The organism is Rhodococcus opacus B4, from assembly GCF_000010805.1.
Lineage (GTDB): Bacteria > Actinomycetota > Actinomycetes > Mycobacteriales > Mycobacteriaceae > Rhodococcus_F > Rhodococcus_F opacus_C.
Map to the genome: position 1 here is coordinate 880993 of NC_012522.1, position 17170 is coordinate 898162.

Below are 17170 nucleotides of genomic sequence, written 5' to 3' on the forward strand. Positions count from 1 at the left end.
ATGCGGGTGATCAGCCGCGCAGCATCTCCGCGACGAGGAACGCCAGTTCCAGCGACTGCTGGGTGTTGAGGCGGGGGTCGCACGCCGTCTCGTAGCGACCGGACAGGTCGAGGTCGGAGATGTCCTGCGCGCCGCCGAGGCATTCGGTGACGTTCTCACCGGTGAGTTCGACGTGGATGCCGCCCGGGTAGGTGCCGAGACCATTGTGGACCTCGAAGAATCCCTGGACCTCGTCGACGATGCGGTCGAAGTGGCGGGTCTTGTAGCCGGTGGACGCCTCGTGCGTGTTGCCGTGCATCGGGTCGCACTGCCAGATCACCTGGTGACCGGTGGCCTGCACCTTCTCGATGATGGGCGGCAGCAGGTCGCGCACCTTGTTGTTGCCCATGCGCGAGATCAGCGTGAGCCGGCCCGGCTTGTTGGTGGGGTCGAGGCGTTCGACGTATTCGACCGCCATCTCCGGGGTGGTGCTCGGTCCGATCTTCAGGCCGATCGGGTTCGACACGAGTTCGGCGAACGCGATGTGCGCTCCGTCGAGCTGACGGGTGCGGTCGCCGATCCACAGGAAGTGGGCGGACAGGTCGTACAGCTTGGCGTGGTCGTCGTCGTTGTCGAGGCGCAGCATCGCGCGCTCGTAGTCGAGGACGAGCGCCTCGTGGCTGGCGAAGATCTGGGCGTGATGCAGGCTGGGATCGGTGACACCGCAGGCGTTCATGAACTGCAGCCCGCGGTCGATCTCCGCGGCGAGCGCCTCGTACCGGGCCCCGGCCGGCGACGACGACACGAATTCGCGGTTCCAGTCGTGCACCTTGTGCAGGTCGGCCATGCCCGCGCCGGTGAGTGCGCGGACCAGGTTCATCGCGGCGCTGGCGTTCGCGTACGCCCGCACGAGCCGCGACGGGTCGTGGGCGCGCACGGCCTCGTCCGCGACGAGGGAGTTGATCATGTCGCCGCGGTAGGACTGCAGGCCCAGGGCGTCGACGTTGGACGACCGCGGCTTCGCGTACTGACCGGCGATGCGCGCGACCTTGACGACGGGCAGGCTCGCGCCGTACGTCAGGACGACGGCCATCTGCAGCAGGGTGCGGATGTTGCCCTTGATGTGCGGCTCGGTGTTGTCCGCGAACGTCTCGGCGCAGTCACCGCCCTGGAGGAGGAACGCCTCGCCGCGCGCGACCTGGGCGAGCTTCTCCTGCAGGGCCACGACCTCGCTGGCCACCGTGATGGGGGGCACGCTCTCGAGGACGGTCCGCATCGCGGCGGCCTGACCTTCGGGCCATTGCGGCTGCTGGGCAGCGGGCTTGGCCAGCGCTGCGTCGAGGCGCTCACGCATCTCGGTGGGCAGCGGCGGGAGTTCGGGCAAGCGGTCGATCGGCACGTCGACAGTCCAGTTCACCCATACAGGATATTCGCTCGACCGGAGCGATGGCGAGTCAGGTCACCGGAGTGACCGCGCCGCCTGAACTGCTTCGAACTTCGCCAGGTTGTGCCGGGCGTCGGCGAGTGCGTCGTGAGCGTCGCCCGGTGCAGGTGGGAGCGCCGGGCTGCCGTGTTCCTCCCAGTACTGCCGGAGTTCGCGGGTGTACCGGGGCAGCGTCTGCGGCAGCTCCGTCATGTCGCCCCACAGCTGGCAGAGCGCGACGTGGTCGTAGGCGGCGACCCACGCCCACAGTTCGGGGACGATGCCCGGCCGGGGAATCAGGAAGGCGTAGAGGTCGTCGCGGATGCGGGCGCGGCTCTTCCAGAGGGGCGACGACGGCTGAGGCAGCTTCGGCAGCACGTTCCTGCGCACCCACTTGCCCGCCCGGTCGGGATCGAACTCGGTGGACACCGCGTAGAATTCACGTCCGTCCTCTGCGACCACCCCGATCGACACCAGGTCGATCGTGCGACCATCCTCGATGAACTCGCAGTCGTAGAAGTAACGCACGCCCGCAAACTATGCCTCACCCGTCGGCGTCATCCGGATCCACCCCTACCTCGTGAAGGAGGCCTCGGTGAGCGCACGCTCCGACGGTCGACAGTCCGCCGCCCCTGTCGCGGACCCGCTCGACCGGCCGCGGGTGCCCGTGCACCTCCGGGTCGGCGGTCTCGCGATCCGCGTCCTCGTGCTCGCCGGGCTCGCCGTCGGATTCGCCTACAACCTGCTCGGATTGCCCGGTCTGCGAGACTTCGGCTTCTACTACCGACTCGATCTCGACGTCTACCGCCTGGGCGGTTCGGTGTTCCTGCACGGCCCCACGCTGTACGGGTCGATGCCCGCCACCCAGATGGGCAACTTCCTGCCGTTCACGTACCCGCCGCTGGCCGCGGTCGTCTTCAGCCCGCTGTCGACGGTGTCGCTGGCGACGGCCGGGACCGTCGTGACGGTGCTGTCGCTGCTCGCCCTGTTCGGCGTCCTCGTCGTCACCCTCGACTCGCTGGGCACCGCACCCCGCAGCACGCTGGTGTGGACGGCCCTCGGTGCGCTCGCGGTGGCGATGGCCCTCGAACCCGTCTCGTCCACCCTGGACTACGGGCAGATCAACATTCTGCTGATGCTGCTGGTCGCGGCGGACTGCCTGCCGAAGAAGACGCCGTGGCCCCGCGGCCTGCTGATCGGTCTCGCTGCGGCGGTGAAGCTGACGCCGGCCGTGTTCATCCTGTACTTCCTGGTGCGCAAGGACTTTCGCGCCGCAGTCGGCACCGCGATCAGTTTTCTCGCGTTCAGCGCGGTGGGCGCGATCGCGACGTGGAACGATTCCGTCACCTATTGGACGCACACGCTCTTCGATTCCGATCGGATCGGCACACCGGCGTATCCCGCGAATCAGAGCATCACCGGGGTGCTGGCCCGGCTCGGCCTGAGCGACGGGATGCGCACCCCGGTCTGGCTGCTGCTGAGTGTCGTGGTTCTCGGACTGGTGGTCGTCGCGATGGTGCGGGCGCTACGGGCCGGCGAGACGGCGCTCGCGCTGGGACTCAACGCCGTTCTCGGGTTGCTCGTCTCCCCCGTGTCCTGGTCGCACCACTGGGTGTGGTCGGTGCCGGTCGTGCTCGTTCTCGGCGTCCTCGCCTACCGGCGCAGGAGTGCCGCCCTGGCCGTCACGGCCGTGGTCGGCGTCGTCGTCGTCCGGCTCGCCGCGCACTGGAAGCTGGGGGTGGGACGCTGGAGCGGAACCCACTGGAATCTGTGGGATCAGTTCGTCGCGTCTTCGTACGTATGGTGGGGGCTCGCCGTGGTGCTGGTCGCCATCGTCGCGTTCCGCACCCGCCCAGCCCAGCCCGACGAGGACGGTCGGTCGGAGACCTCCGACGATCTCACCGTCCCCGTCGGCTGAGGGGTCGCGGCGGTCAGCTCGCCCGGGTGTCCGGCAGTCGCGTGACGGTGCTCGCATCGTTCGCCGGTGCCACGGGAGCCGCACCGTCCGCGGCGGGGGCCTTCTTCTTCAGGGTGGCCGCGTAGATGTCGACGTATTCCTGCCCCGACAGCTTCATCAGCTTGTACATGACCTCGTCGGTGACGGCCCGCTCGACGAACCGGTTGCCGCCCATCCCCTCGAACCGCGAGAAGTCGATGGGCTCGCCGACGCGGATGGTGACCTTCGCAGGGCGCCACACCCGGGAACCGATCGGGTTGACCTTCTCCGTTCCGATCATCGCGACCGGGATGACCTTCACACCGGATTCGAGCGCCATGCGCGCCAGACCGGTCTTGCCCTTGTACAGGCGGCCGTCGGGCGACCGGGTGCCCTCCGGGTAGATGCCGAGCAGCTTGCCCTGCGAGAGGACGCGCAAGCCGGCGTTCAATGCGTCCTGCGCGGCGTCGGCGCCCGTCCGGTCGATCGGCACCTGACCGACCACCGAGAAGAACCAGCGCTGAAACGCACCCTTGAGTCCCGTCCCGGTGAAATACTCGCTCTTGGCGAGAAATGTGATCCTCCGCGGCACACGCAACGGCAGGAAGAACGAATCCAGCACGGCCTGATGGTTACTCGCCAGGATGGCGCCGCCCTCCGCCGGAATGTTCTCCGTACCCTCCACGGTCGGTCTGCCCAACCCCCAGAGAACCGGCCCCAAAAACACGTACTTGAAGAGCCAGTACCACATGGCGTCCCTCCCGTTCACAACCCAAGCTTCGTTCGGCTCGACTCTACTTCGGGCGGGTGAGGGTCGCTACACACGGCCGGGAGGCCCGCACAACATCACACTCTGCAGGTTTACAGCGATCGGCCGGGCGTCAACCCACCCGATCGGGCAGGACCGCACGCGCGAGTTCCGCCGCCCCGATCATGCCCGCCGCCTCCCCCAGCTGGGTCGGCCGGATCCGGGCCAGCGGCCGGTGCCCGGCGCCCGTCGTCAGCGCGGCATAGTGCTCGCGGGCCTCGTCGATGAACAGCGACGACGAACTCGCGACTCCGCCGGCGATCACGACGAGATCCGGGTCGTACACGTCACCGATGAGAGCCAGGCCGACTCCGAGCCACCGGGCGAAGTCCCGCATCGTCTCCAGCGCGAGCGGATCGCCGTCCTGTGCGGCGCCGGCGATCCGCCTGCCCGTCAGCACTCCGGGATCGACCGCGACCTCCCGCGCCAGGACGGTCGACGGCGCCGGATCCGCCGCGAGAAGTTCGATCGCGGTGTCGACGAGGGCCGTCCCGCTGCAGTACCGCTCCCAGCACCCGTGCTTGCCGCACGCACAGGGGCGACCGCCGGGGACGACCTGGATGTGCCCGAGTTCGGGTGCGACGCCGTGGCTGCCGCGGTACAGGCGGCCGTCCGCGAGGAGCGCCGCGCCGATGCCCGTGCCGATCGCGAGCATCACCACGTTCCGGCCGCCCGCCGCCGCACCGAACCGGTGCTCGGCCCAGGCCGCGGCGTTCACGTCGTGTTCGAGAATCACCGGCAGGCCGAGGCGCTGCCCCAGGTCCCGGCCGACCGGCGCACCCACCCACGGCAGATGCGGTGCGAACCGCACCGTCGTGCGGTCGGGGGTGATGAACCCGGCGACCGCCAGCCCCACCGCGGCGACGTCGTGCCGCGCGGACAGTTCCCGCACCGCCCGGTCCAGACCGTTCTCCAGGGCCTTCGCCGACGCCGGGGTCGGCGACTGAAGCGAGTCGAGCACCTCACCGGCCGAGTCGACCACCGACGCACGGATGCTCGTTCCGCCCACGTCGATGCCGATGGTAAGCGCCGAGCCGGGGGTGCGATCGCTGCCCGTGCCTGTGCTCATGAAGATGATTGTGCCCATGCCGGATCGCCGACGTGCGCGAGTCCGCCGATCCGGCCGGCGGCGGGCACCGTCAGCGCTTGAACGTGACGGTGATCGGTTCGAATGCCGGGCCGCCGTCCGGACCGGGTGTTCCGCCACCGTCGCCCGGCCCCGGTTCCGGAGCACCGGGGCCCGGAGGGTCGTGGTCGGTGTGCTCGTCGAGGACCTGCCGCAGCACGGCGATCAGCACGGACGCCTGGCCGGCGAGCAGGGTGACGAGGTCGTGCTGCTCGCCGCGGATCAGGGCAGCGAGCGCGCACACCGGGCACCACGCGCAACCCGACCACGGGCCGGTGCCTTCGGCCGCTCCCTGGGCGTCCGCCGCGGCGTGCGGCGCCGCCGCGCGCTGGAGGATCGGCTCGAGACGGTCCAGGGCGGTCTCGGCCAGGGCCCGCAGTTCCGCCAGCAGCTGCGCGTGGTCGTCGTTCATACCGGCCACACCTGAGGGTCGGGCGTGAAGCGCACGACCAGATCGCTGCCGTCGAGTTCTGCGCCCGCGACGACGCACCGGCGCAGGACCGAGGCGAGGCGCACCCGGCGGCGCACGCCTTCCGCTCCCACGACCAAGTCGTCCTCCACCCGCCCCAACGTGAGGGTCGACGGGTTCACGAGCGGCAGATACATCCGCATCGTGTACACAGAATCCACACCGGCCCCCGATTCCAGCCCCACCCGCACAGCAGGCGGGTTCTTCCCCAACACCGCAACCGCGTCCGTGTCGTCGGCGTACAACTCCCGCGCGATACCGCCGAGATCGGCCCACCCTACCGGCTCCGTCACCGACCGGGTGACCGAGAGGATCACGGTGGTGCCCGCGGAGGCGGTCAGCTCGGCGAGCACCCGCTGCTGCAGTGCCCGCCGCCTGATCAACCATGCCACACCGGGATCGTCGTGTCCTGCCGGCGAATCGAAGTGCGGCAGAAGGTTGTTCACGAGGATCGCATCGATGCGCAGACCGGACAGCGCGGCCACCGCGACGGTGCGCCGGGTCTCCGTCAGCACCACGCGCTCCGGTGTCGTCACCAGTCGCACAGTGGTTTTCGCACGATTCGCGAGCAACTCCCGGACCTCGCCGACCGCTGAGACGACCTGTTCGATCAGCGACACCAGCATGACGAGCCGGGGGTCGGAACCCAGCAGCGCGGCGATGCGGCGGTGCTGCGGCCACACCCGTTCGAGGTAGTCCAGGGTCATCGCGGGCGCGGCGAGCGTCCGGAGACAGTCCGCGGTGGGCGGGCAGTCGACCACGACGGCGTCGTACTCGCCCTCGGTGGCGAACCGGACGATCTCGCCGAGACCGAGCACGTCCTGCACGCCGGGCAGCCCGGTCAGCTCCTCCGGTTCGAGCGCGGACAACTGGGCGCCGTGGTCGTGCGTGCCCGCGGCCGCGAGAACCGCTGCCAGGCTGCGGAATCTGTTCTCCAGCAACGTGAGGGTGTCGAGTTCGAGGACGTCGAGGGTGTCGGTCACGGACACGATGTCGTGGGCGGCGGCGATCCCGACCACGTCGGCGAGGGAATGCGCCTGGTCGAGCGAGACGAGGAGCGTCCGGTTCCCGGACTCGGCCGCCGCCTGTGCCGTCGCGGCCGCGAGCGTCGTCTTACCGACGCCCCCCTTCCCCACGAAGAACTGGACCCGCGCAGGTCCCGTACGGCCCTCGCTGCTCAGCCTTCCACCCGCTTCTTGAGTTCCTTGAGCGCGGTGTCGGTGATCGCCTTCTCCGCCTTGCGCTTGAACAGGCCGATCATCGGAATGGTGAGGTCGACGGTGAGCTCGTACGTGACGGTGGTGCCGCCGTCCGGCTCGTCCTCGAGGACGTACGAACCGAACTGCGACTTCTGGATCTCACCGGACTCGAGTTCCCAGCTGACCGACTTGCCGTCGGGCGCCCAGTCGTAACGGAGTACGTACGTGTCCTTGACCATGCCCGCGTCGAGCACGAAACGCACCCGGTCGGCGCGGCCGTTCTTTCCGGGTTCCATGACCTCGACGGACTTCGCGGCCGCCACCCACGCGGGGTAGGCGTTGAAGTCGGCGATCACATCCATCACCCGGGCGGGCGGCGCCTCGATACTGATCGACCTCTTGGTCCTCTCGGGCATGGAGTGAACGCTTCCTTTCGCCTGGCCGACCCGCCCTCGATCGCGGGGCCACGCCGTTGCCGGTTCCGTATGTCTGTGTGGTGCCCGACTATCACACACGATTCCGGCGCCCGGACACAATGCCGACCCCGCCGCGACGGCCGGAACGGGCTCAGGACGGCGGTTCTCCCGGGGCGCGACCGGCCTCGAGTTCCTTCTTCACCTCGAACGACATCACCTTGCCCTCGACGCGCCTGCGGCGGTTGAGGGCGGCCAGATCCGGGGCGGGTTCGCTGCGCGCCGGTTCGGCGTGGAGGAAGTAGTGCACGATCGCCCCGTCCAGCACCGGCTCGAGCCACACTTCCATCGTCCCGGTGAGAGGTCCGGCCACGGTCCAGCGGATGCCCTTCTCGGCACGGTCCTCGCGGACGGCGAGGGTGAGGTCGGGCCACCACCGGCGCCACCGGGCCGGCGGTGCGATCGCCGCCGCGACCTGCTGCGGTGGGGCCGCGATGAACGTCTGGTCTGCGACCTGAATGCTGCTCACGGCGACAAGCTTCACATACGGCCGCCGACGGTGGCAGCGGGGTTCCGCGGCACTGCGCGGGCAGGGCCCTGACCACCCGCGTTCGGGCAGGAGGCGAAGCAGGCGGGGGAAGGTCTAAAGTTGGCGACGACAATCCTACTCGCCAGTATTTTCAGTGTCGGAGGTTTTCGTGCCCGAGTTCAGCGCGCCACAGTCGTTCACGATCGCGGAGGACGCGTCCGCGGTCGACTCGGTGTTCGCCCATGCCGCGGCCGATCCGACGCTGGTCGTGTACAAGCGCAAGATCGACGGACGATGGACCGACGTCACGGCCGCCGAGTTCGCCGCGCAGGTCACCGCGGTCGCCAAGGGGCTCATCGCCATCGGCGTCCAGCAGGGCGACCGGGTGGCCCTGATGTCGGCCACCCGCTACGAGTGGCCGCTCGTCGACTTCGCGATCTGGGCGGCCGGCGGCGTCACCGTCCCGATCTACGAGACGTCCTCCGCCGAGCAGGTCCGCTGGATTCTGGAAGACTCCGCCGCGATCGACCTCGTCGTCGAGAACGCGGCGCACGCGGCCACGGTGAAGGCGGTGGCCGCCGAGGCCACCGCACTCCGCGGTGTCTACCGGATCGAGGCGTCCGAGAGTGGCCGCGGCGTCGTCGAAGAACTGACCGAACGGGGTGCCGACGTTCCCGAGTCCGAGGTCCGGGCCCGCGTCGCCGCCCTGCAGGCGAGCGATCCGGCCACCCTCATCTACACGTCCGGCACCACCGGCAGGCCCAAGGGCTGCCAGCTCACCCACGCCAACCTCATCGCCGAGTCCAAGGGCATCCTCGATTCCAGCCTCGGCACCCTGCTGAAGACGCCCGGCGTCAGCACCCTCATGTTCCTGCCGATGGCGCACGTCCTGGCGCGCGCGGTCAGTATCGCGTCGTTCGACGCCGGCGCCGCACTCGGGCACACCAGCGACATCCCGAACCTCGTCCCCACGTTCGGCGAGTTCCGCCCGGACTTCATCCTGTCCGTGCCGCGGGTGTTCGAGAAGGTGTACAACAGCGCCCGCGCCAAGGCCCACGGCGAGGGCAAGGGGAAGATCTTCGACGCCGCCGCCGAGACGGCCATCGCGTGGAGCGAGGCCCAGGACGACGGCGGCCCGGGACTGGTCCTCAAGGCCAAGCACGCACTGTTCGACAAGCTCGTATTCTCGAAGCTGCGGGCCGCGCTCGGCGGCAGGTGCCAGCTGGCGATCTCCGGCGGCGCCCCGCTCGGTGCCCGCCTCGGCCACTTCTTCCGCGGCATCGGCATCACCATCTACGAGGGCTACGGCCTCACCGAGACGTCCGCCGCGTTCGCCGTCAACACGATCGGCGAGCAGAAGGTCGGGTCGGTCGGCAAACCCCTCGCGGGCAATTCGGTTCGCATCGCCGACGACGGCGAGATCCTGCTGTCCGGGCCCGTCGTCTTCGGCGGCTACTGGCGCAACGAGAACGCGACCGCCGACGCGATCCAGAACGGCTGGTTCCACACCGGCGACCTCGGTTCGGTCGACGCGGACGGCTACATCACCATCACCGGACGCAAGAAGGAGATCATCGTCACAGCGGGCGGCAAGAACGTCTCCCCCGCCCAGCTCGAGGATCACCTGCGTGCCCACCCGCTGATCAGCCAGGCCATCGTCGTCGGCGACCAGCAGCCGTTCATCGGCGCGCTCATCACCATCGACGCCGACGCACTGCCGGCGTGGAACGAGCGCAACGGCAAGCCTGCCGGCACGAAGGTCGCGGACCTGCTCGCCGACGCCGACCTCACCGCCGAGATCGACGAGGCCGTCGCGGAGGCCAACAAGCTCGTGTCGCACGCGGAGGCCATCAAAAAGTTCCGGGTCCTGCCCGTCGACTTCACGGAGGAAACCGGCGAGCTCACGCCGACGATGAAGCTCAAGCGCAACGTGGTGCACGACAGCTTCGCCGACGACATCGCCGCCCTCTACGCCAAATAGTGCCCGCGGCTCGTGAGTACTTCTCAACCGCCCGCGGTTGAGAAGTACTCACGGGGCGGTCACGCCAGGAGGGACTGCAGCTTGGCGGCGAGCACGTCCCATCGCCACTGGGCCTTGACCCAGTCCCGGCCTGCGGCGCCCATCGCCGCCGCCCGGTCGCGATCCGACAGCACCGCGATCACCGATCGCGCGACCTCGGCCACCGACGTGCCGTCCACGACCATTCCGGTTTCGTTCTGCCGCACCGTTTCCGGGGCACCGCCGGACTGTCCGGCGATGACCGGGACCCCGGAGGCCGACGCCTCGAGGAACACGATGCCGAGGCCTTCCACGTCGAGTCCCGCTCCCCTCGTGCGGCAGGGCATCGCGAACACGTCGGCGATCGTGTGGTGCGCCGCCAACTCCGCGGACGGCACCGTTCCCGTGAACACGACGTGATCCTCGACGCCGGCCGAGCGTGCGAGGGAGCGGAGGCGGTCCTCGTAGGGTCCGCCTCCGACGATCACGAGAAGGGCTCCGTCGATGTGTTCGCGGACGGTCGGGAGCGCCTTGATGAGGATGTCCTGGCCCTTGCGCGGCACGAGCCGGGACAGGCACAGGATCGTGGGCCGGTCGCCCAGCCCGTACCGGGACCGCAGTTCGGACCGCGCGCCGCTGTCCGGAGTGAACAGGTCGGTGTCGACTCCGGGCGGCAGGTGCTCGAGTGCCGCGCCGGCGCCGAATGCGGACGCGAATCGGCCGCGTGTGTAACGGCTGACGTACGTGACGACGTCGGTGCCCTCGCCGATCCGGCCGAGGGCCTGGCGGGCGGCGGGGAGCATCGACCACCCGACCTCGTGGCCGTGGGTGCTCGCGACCACCCGTTCCGCTCCGGCGCGCCGCAGCGTCGAACTCAGCAGTGCGAGGGGGGCCGCTGCGCCGAACCAGACGCCGGTGCAGTCGTGTTCGGCGAGCAACCTGGTGGCGCGGCGCGCGACGAACGGTGTGGGCACCATCAAAGTGGTGGGGTGACGGACGACCTGAAACGGTTGCCGTGCATCGAACTTGACGTGCGAGTCACCGCGCCAGCGCGGGGCGTAGACGACCAGGTCCTCGGCGGGAAGGTGCTTGGCGAAGGTGTGCAGGTACGACTGAATTCCGCCGGGTCGCGGTGGAAAATCGTTCGTCACCAACAGGGTTCGGCGCATGGGATCACCGTAGGCGGTCGGCCGCGCGGTCGGCGACGCAGGGTCACCCCAGGTGAGCGCCCACCCAGTCGGTCCAGCGGTCCCGGAACTGCGCGGCGTCGACACCGAGGACGTCGGACAGTCGTGCGTCGATCGTGTCCGAATCGGACTCCCCGACGGCCAGCGTCCGGTACAGCTCCGTCAGCTTCGTTTCGCCGTACTGCTCCGCGACGAAGGCGTTGATCGACCATGCGGTCTCGTAGGCGACGGAGCCGCGTTCGCCGGACTCGGAGAAGTCGGTGTTCTCGGGAAATCCGGTCGGCGGGCCTTCCGCGCCCACCTGTGCGGTCAGGGCCGGCGCGATCTGTCGTGCGGGCTCACCGGTTCCCCGGTAGGCGGCGTACTCGGCGTAGCCCTCCAGCACCCACATCGGTGAGCGATCCACCGTCTCGGCGCGCGCCGCCACGTGGATGAGTTCGTGTCGCAGGATCGCCCGCCGGGTGACGTCGGTGAGCCGGTCCGCCGACGAGGGACTGAACACGATCCGCTGCCCGGTGGCCGCGCCGGCGCCGGGGTCGACGGCGTCCGAGATGGCGACGGCGGCGATGCCGCGCCCGTCGTGGTCGGAACCGACGAGGGCGGTGAACTCGTCCTGCGAACCCGCGACCCACACGAGTGCGCGGCCCGCCCAGTCCGAACCCCACAGCTGGGTGGCGTTGACGACTGCGGCGGGGAGCTCCTCCGCCAGCCGGTCCACCATCGTGACGTTCTCGGGGTGCCCGAGCACCACCGACGTCCGGCCGTCGCCGGTGTCGACGCGGCGCGACACGACGGTTCCGAAGTCCCACGGTCCGCGCCAGGTGCGCCGGTCGCCGTCCATGGTGGCGCTGTCGCTGACGAGTGCCCAGCTGTCACCGCGGCGGGCGACGACGAGCGCGACCGGTTTGCGGGTGGGGCTCTCGTCCGCCCCCGCGATCGCGTAGCGGAGTTGCACGGCCGGCGCCCACACCTCGTCGGCCCCGAGCGCGTCGACGAGACTCGACGGCACCGCCGTCTCGGGGCTCTCGGCGATCTCGTAACCCCAGTCCGAGAATTCCACCCCGGCAACGTTGCTCGCGCGGCGCGTCTCGGCCGCCAGGAAGCCCGGCGACGCCGCCCGATCCATCAGGCCGGACAGCCGGGCCGTGTCGTTCGTCCGCACCGCCGACGCCCACGTGTCGAGGAGCACCTGGACGGCCGCAGCACGCGACTCGGTGTCGGCCTGGGCCGCGCCGACCGCCCCGTCGGCGCCCCGCTCGTCGCGAGAAAACCCGGTCAGCGCGAGTACGACGACGACGGCGAGGACGAGTCCGGCCAGCGCGGCCAGCTCCCACGGGCGCGCCTGACGGCGTGAGGTCGGATCCGTTGCGGGAGACGGGTCTGATGCGGGCACGCCGGTGAGTGTATGAGCACGCCCGCGTGCCCTTGCCGGACGGTCGCCGTCAGTAGCGGCGCGCCCCGTAGAAGGGGAACTTCGCCATCGACTCGATCTTCACCGGCACACCGAACGTCGAGGCGTGGAGGATGTTGCCGTTTCCGGCGTACAGGCCGACGTGGGACGCATCGTTGTAGAAGAGGACGACGTCGCCGGGCTGGAGTTCGTCGCGGGACACCGGGCTGCCGCCGCTGGCCTGAGCCTGACTGGACCGCGGGAGCGTCTTGCCGATCTGCTTGTACGCCCAGACGACGAGCCCCGAGCAGTCGAACTGGTCCGGTCCGGTGGCGCCCCACACGTACGGGTCGCCGATGCGGGTCATGCCTGCCTGCAGCGCGCTCGTGCCCGAGCCGGGAGTGAGGTGCGCGAGGATCGTGTCGGGGTCGAAGCCGGGCGGAAAGGGCGTGCCCGCCAGCTGGTCGCGCTCGGCGCCGGTGAGGTCTCCGAACGCCTTGATCACGTCGGCGATCTGCGCCTGCAGGTCGCTCTGCTTGCGTTGCAGATCGTCGCTGACCACCTTGGCCTGCTCGGTTGCCGCCCGCGCGGAATCCGCGGACTGCTTCGACGCCTCGGCCGCTTTGGTGGCGTCCGACGTGGCCGACTGGAATTGCGCGACCTGATTGCGGGTGTCGTTGGAGATGGCGTCCAGGGCGGACATCTGGTCCAGGAGTTGCTGCGGTGAGTCGCTCACCATCACGGCGAACAGGCGATTGGTCCGGGCGCCCTGGTAGTTGGCGGTGGCGAGTTTGTTCACCACGGGCTGGAAGACGGCGACGCGCGCGTTGGCCTCGTCGAGCACACCCTGGTCGGCCGCGAGCCGGGCGTCCGCGTCGCGTTGCGCCGACTGCTTGGCCTCGAGATCGATCTGCGCGTTGTGGAGGGCCTCCGACGTCTGCTCCGACTGCCGGGACAGGTCACCGAGCTTGGTCAGCGCCTCGGTCGGGTTGGTGGTGACCGGGTCCGCACCCGCCTGGACGGAGGGCAGCGACACGAGCGCCGCCGACAGCACTCCGGCTGTCAGCACGCTGCCGAGGGAGCGCTTCATCTTGTGTGAGGCCACGGAAATGCGGTTCTCCGATCGTCGATCTCCACCAGCCGCGTCGGTCGTCCGACGAGCGGCTCAGGAATTTCCCCGGCCGATGCGACCGCGGAGTGCCGAAGAGGTGGTGACCCCGCGTTGCCGCCCGGTTGGCGCGACAAGACTTCGCAAGGTCTCGGATAGGTTACGGAATGGCATACGTTTGTGTCCACCCATGTCACGACGGGGTGGCGGCGGTCACCGGGCGGGCGAACGACACGCTGTCCGCCTGCGGCGCAACGACATCGAGGGTGGGTTCGAATCGGAGTTCGAACCCACCCTCGTGGTCGTGCGCGATCCTACGAAGCTACCCCGTGCATCCCCGCCCTCGACTCGGTGGATGCCTCGCCTCGCGAATGGATCAGTAGCGGCGTGCGCCGTCGAACGGCATGGACGCGATGGGCGCCAACTTGACCGGCTGCCCCTCGGTGGAGGCGTGGATCACGTTGCCGTTGCCGGCGTAGATGCCCGAGTGCGAGCCGCCGTAGAAGGAGATCACGTCGCCGGGGCGGAGATCGGACTGCGACACCGGAGTACCGGCGGCCGCCTGCGCGTAGCTGGTGCGCGGCAGGTTCAGTCCGGCCTGCTTGAACGCCCACTGCACCAGTCCGGAGCAGTCGAACGAATTGGGACCTGCGGCGCCGTAGACGTACGGCGAGCCGAGCTTGGTCTGGGCGGCCTGAACGGCCTTGTCACCTGCGGTGCTGCCTGGCGCCGGGGGCGCGGGCAGGTTCGGGACACCGGGGATCTGCGGGATGACGACACCCGGGATCTCGAAGGTTCCGACACCGGGGATGGTGATGGGGTCTGCGGCCGCGGGGGCCGCGGTAGCGGTGAGCGCTCCGACTGCGAGCGCGCCGGCGACGACTGCCCGTCGCACATTCCGCTTGGAAACTTGTGACGCCACGAAAGGGGTACTCCGTTTCTTCCATTCATCCGCCGACCGAGTTAGCTGACGGGTTCGGGCTGGGAAGATCAGCCCTACCCACCGGTGCGTGAGGACGTCCCGGCGGGATTCACCCCAGTAGAAACTTGGGTTCCCGGTACGACCGCTCTCGCGAGTGGCCGATTAGGCGGTGACTAGCGATGCTGCCCCGGTGTTGGGGCTGCGAGACTCCGCTAGGTCTCAGGAAGGTTACGAAACGGAATACCCCGATGTCGACCGGAACACGCGGAAAGTGTCCGTTTGCGCCGTTTCGGCGCCTGCGGGCGCGCGATACCCGCATTCGGTAACGACTGGATAACAAGCGGTATGTTTCCGTCCGCTCTTCGACAGCGGGAGTGGACATTTCACGAATCCCCGCCGCTCCCCTTTCGCGCACCGCTCCGCGTTCCCGCTGTTCAACGGGGGTGGAGTGGGCGCCGCCCGGACTCCGCGCCGGACCGGCGGCCCTCGGTCGCCGCAACCCCGGAACCCCCGTTCGCGGGCGCGCGCCGGACCGCCGACCCCCTCACTGCCGCAGCCCTCGAACGGGCAGTGTGATCCTCGTCTCTCCGGGCTCCCCGGGCGGGTCTGTCGGTGCCCGTCCATACGCTCTGAGCCGTGAGTGTCCCCGGCGTACCCGAACAGCTGAGATTCGACGAACTCGACACCCCGCTGCGGGACACCACGTTCGTGGTGGTCGACCTCGAGACCACCGGAGCGCGGCCGGGCGAGGACGCCATCACCGAGATCGGGGCGGTGAAGATCCGCGGCGGCGAAGTGATCGCCGAGATGGCCACCCTCGTCGACCCGGGCCGGTCCATCCCGCCGCACATCGTCGAGATCACGGGCATCACCACCGCGATGGTGATCGACGCACCGCGGATCGAGCGCGTGCTGCCCGCATTCCTCGAGTTCGCACGCGGAGCGGTGCTCGTCGCCCACAACGCCCCCTTCGACACCGGATTCCTCAAGGCCGCCGCCGCGGCCACCGACACCCCCTGGCCCAAGTTCACCGTGCTCTGCACGGTCAAACTGGCCCGGCGCGTTCTCACCCGCGACGAGGCGCCGTCCGTGAAGCTGTCGTCGCTGGCCCGGCTGCTCGACGTCGGGACCACCCCCACCCACCGCGCCCTCGACGACGCCCGCGCCACCGTCGACGTCCTGCACGCCCTCATCGCCCGGGTCGGCAACCAGGGAGTGCACAGTCTCACCGAGCTCGTCGACTACCTACCCGACGTTTCCTCCCACCAGCGGGCCAAACGCACGCTCGCCAGTCATCTCCCCCACGCTCCCGGCGTCTACCTGTTCCGCGGGCCGTCCGACGAGGTCCTCTACGTCGGCACGGCGACCGACCTGCGCCGCCGGGTGCGCAACTACTTCACCGGCTCAGAGACGCGCGGCCGGATGAAGGAGATGGTCGCGCTGACCACCCGGATCGACCACGTCGAATGCGCGCACGCTCTCGAGGCGGGGGTGCGCGAGCTCCGGCTGCTCGCCGCCCACACGCCGCCGTACAACCGGCGGTCCAAGTACCCGAAGCGCGGCTGGTGGATCACGCTCACCGCGGAGGCTTTCCCCCGGCTGTCGGTGGTGCGGACCCCGGCCGCCGATTCGCTCGGACCGTTCCGGTCCCGCTCGACCGCCGTCGACGTCGCCGACGTCCTCGCCGAGTACTGCATTCTCCGCACCTGCACGAGTCGCATACCGAAGGGCCGTGAGCACGGTGCGCAGTGCCCGCCCCGCGAGCTCGGGCGCTGCCCCGCGTCCGTCCACGGCCGCAATACGGAGGACGCCTACCGCCCCGGTCCGGAACTCTTCCGGCTCTTCCTGCGCGGCGCCGACGACGCGCCGCTGCATCGGATGCGCGCGCGGGTGGAGGAACTGGCCGCGGGCGAGTTGTTCGAGAACGCCGCGCGGCTGCGGGATCGCACCGCGGAGGTCGTCCTCGCACTGCGCAGGATGCAGCGCCTGGCGGCGCTCACCGCCCTCGATCAGCTCGTCGCCGCGCGCCCCGCCGCGACGGGCGGCTGGGAGTTCGCGGTGATCCGTTCCGGGCGCCTCGCGTCCGCGGGTTGCGCCCGGCGGGGAATCCACCCGATGCCGGTGGTCGACGCGCTCGTCCTCACGGCCGAGACCGTCGTTCCCGACGCGACTCCGCTGCGCGGCGCGTCCCCCGAGGAGGCCGGACTGCTCGCGCGCTGGCTCGACCAGGACGACACCCGCATCGTCAGCGCGTCCTCGGGGTGGTGCGAACCCGCGCGGGGCGCCGGATCCTGGTCCGCGTGGTGCGCGCTCGCCCGCGCCGGCAGCGCGTCGACACGGGACGCCGAGACCCGACCACCCGCACCGGGTTCCGCCGACCACCGCTTAGGCTGGCGATCATGATCAACGCCATCGTCCTGATCCACGCCGAAGCCCACCGCATCCCGGAGACCGCTCAGGCCGTCGCCGACATCGAGGGCGTCGACAAGGTCTACTCCTGCGCAGGCGACGTCGACCTGATCGCGATCGTGCGGGTGCGGGACCACGCGAAGATCGCGGAGGTCGTCACCGAGGAAATCAACAAGGTGGACGGCGTCTCACGGACGGCGACGCACATCGCGTTCCAGTCCTACTCGAGCGCCGACGTGGAAGCCGGTTTCTCGATCGGCGAGTAGGCCCGCC

16 protein-coding genes and 1 riboswitch are annotated in these 17170 nt (G+C 69.8%); of the genes, 4 read left to right on the forward strand and 12 right to left on the reverse strand.

What is annotated here, in order from left to right:
* Positions 1–10: 10 nt before the first annotated feature.
* Both ROP_RS04070 and ROP_RS04075 read right to left on the reverse strand, forming a co-directional pair.
* Entirely contained in the window at positions 11–1396 is a 1386-nt protein-coding gene (locus ROP_RS04070) for a class II 3-deoxy-7-phosphoheptulonate synthase (protein ID WP_012688082.1), read from the reverse strand.
* A gap of 42 nt (positions 1397–1438) precedes the next feature.
* Entirely contained in the window at positions 1439–1930 is a 492-nt protein-coding gene (locus ROP_RS04075; RefSeq protein WP_012688083.1) for a polyadenylate-specific 3'-exoribonuclease AS, read from the reverse strand.
* Positions 1931–1997: 67 nt separating this feature from the next.
* Here ROP_RS04075 and ROP_RS04080 point away from each other — a divergent pair, with 67 nt between their 5' ends.
* Complete coding sequence (locus ROP_RS04080) at positions 1998–3320, forward strand: glycosyltransferase 87 family protein (protein WP_043826242.1); 1323 nt, start codon at positions 1998–2000, stop codon at positions 3318–3320.
* Positions 3321–3333: 13 nt separating this feature from the next.
* On the opposite strand, the gene ROP_RS04085 is transcribed toward ROP_RS04080, so the two are convergent.
* From ROP_RS04085 to ROP_RS04110, 6 genes are all read right to left on the reverse strand, one after another.
* Entirely contained in the window at positions 3334–4089 is a 756-nt protein-coding gene (locus ROP_RS04085) for a lysophospholipid acyltransferase family protein (protein ID WP_012688085.1), read from the reverse strand.
* A gap of 130 nt (positions 4090–4219) precedes the next feature.
* Positions 4220–5233 carry an ROK family protein gene (locus ROP_RS04090; RefSeq protein ID WP_043824201.1) on the reverse strand — a complete coding sequence of 338 codons (1014 nt, stop codon included), beginning with the start codon at positions 5231–5233 and terminating at the stop codon, positions 4220–4222.
* Positions 5234–5285: 52 nt separating this feature from the next.
* A complete protein-coding gene (locus ROP_RS04095) occupies positions 5286–5684 on the reverse strand; it encodes a hypothetical protein (protein ID WP_012688087.1) in 399 nt (132 codons plus the stop codon).
* On the reverse strand, positions 5681–6922 hold the full coding sequence (locus ROP_RS04100) for an ArsA family ATPase (RefSeq protein WP_167315974.1): 1242 nt from the start codon (positions 6920–6922) through the stop codon (positions 5681–5683). Before ROP_RS04100 ends, ROP_RS04095 begins: the two co-directional genes overlap by 4 nt.
* Positions 6919–7356, reverse strand: coding sequence for an SRPBCC family protein (locus ROP_RS04105; RefSeq protein ID WP_012688089.1), 438 nt, complete (start codon positions 7354–7356; stop codon positions 6919–6921). The genes ROP_RS04100 and ROP_RS04105 overlap by 4 nt, the downstream gene beginning before the upstream one ends.
* A 151-nt stretch (positions 7357–7507) precedes the next feature.
* Positions 7508–7882 carry a polyketide cyclase / dehydrase and lipid transport gene (locus ROP_RS04110; RefSeq protein WP_043826247.1) on the reverse strand — a complete coding sequence of 125 codons (375 nt, stop codon included), beginning with the start codon at positions 7880–7882 and terminating at the stop codon, positions 7508–7510.
* 169 nt (positions 7883–8051) lie between these two features.
* Between ROP_RS04110 and ROP_RS04115 the strand changes: the two genes are divergently transcribed.
* The gene (locus tag ROP_RS04115) at positions 8052–9863 is read left to right on the forward strand and encodes an AMP-dependent synthetase/ligase (protein ID WP_012688091.1); all 1812 of its coding nucleotides are present in this window, start codon (positions 8052–8054) and stop codon (positions 9861–9863) included.
* A 59-nt stretch (positions 9864–9922) separates the two neighbouring features.
* Here ROP_RS04115 and ROP_RS04120 read toward each other — a convergent pair whose 3' ends face one another.
* The 4 genes from ROP_RS04120 to ROP_RS04135 form a co-directional block, all read right to left on the reverse strand.
* Positions 9923–11050: a glycosyltransferase family 4 protein gene (locus ROP_RS04120; protein WP_012688092.1), complete on the reverse strand. Its 1128-nt coding sequence runs from the start codon at positions 11048–11050 to the stop codon at positions 9923–9925.
* Positions 11051–11093: 43 nt separating this feature from the next.
* On the reverse strand, positions 11094–12461 hold the full coding sequence (locus ROP_RS04125; protein WP_012688093.1) for a peptidase MA family metallohydrolase: 1368 nt from the start codon (positions 12459–12461) through the stop codon (positions 11094–11096).
* A 49-nt stretch (positions 12462–12510) separates the two neighbouring features.
* Positions 12511–13563, reverse strand: coding sequence for a C40 family peptidase (locus ROP_RS04130; RefSeq protein ID WP_080512435.1), 1053 nt, complete (start codon positions 13561–13563; stop codon positions 12511–12513).
* A 379-nt stretch (positions 13564–13942) separates the two neighbouring features.
* Entirely contained in the window at positions 13943–14488 is a 546-nt protein-coding gene (locus tag ROP_RS04135) for an NlpC/P60 family protein (RefSeq protein ID WP_012688095.1), read from the reverse strand.
* A 14-nt stretch (positions 14489–14502) separates the two neighbouring features.
* A riboswitch (cyclic di-AMP (ydaO/yuaA leader) is annotated at positions 14503–14667 on the reverse strand.
* A 457-nt stretch (positions 14668–15124) separates the two neighbouring features.
* Between ROP_RS04135 and ROP_RS04140 the strand changes: the two genes are divergently transcribed.
* Together ROP_RS04140 and ROP_RS04145 are read left to right on the forward strand one after the other, a co-directional pair.
* Positions 15125–16891, forward strand: a complete 1767-nt coding sequence (locus ROP_RS04140; RefSeq protein ID WP_012688096.1) for a DEDD exonuclease domain-containing protein — start codon at positions 15125–15127, stop codon at positions 16889–16891.
* A complete protein-coding gene (locus tag ROP_RS04145) occupies positions 16888–17163 on the forward strand; it encodes an Lrp/AsnC family transcriptional regulator (RefSeq protein ID WP_012688097.1) in 276 nt (91 codons plus the stop codon). Before ROP_RS04140 ends, ROP_RS04145 begins: the two co-directional genes overlap by 4 nt.
* Positions 17164–17170: the final 7 nt, after the last annotated feature.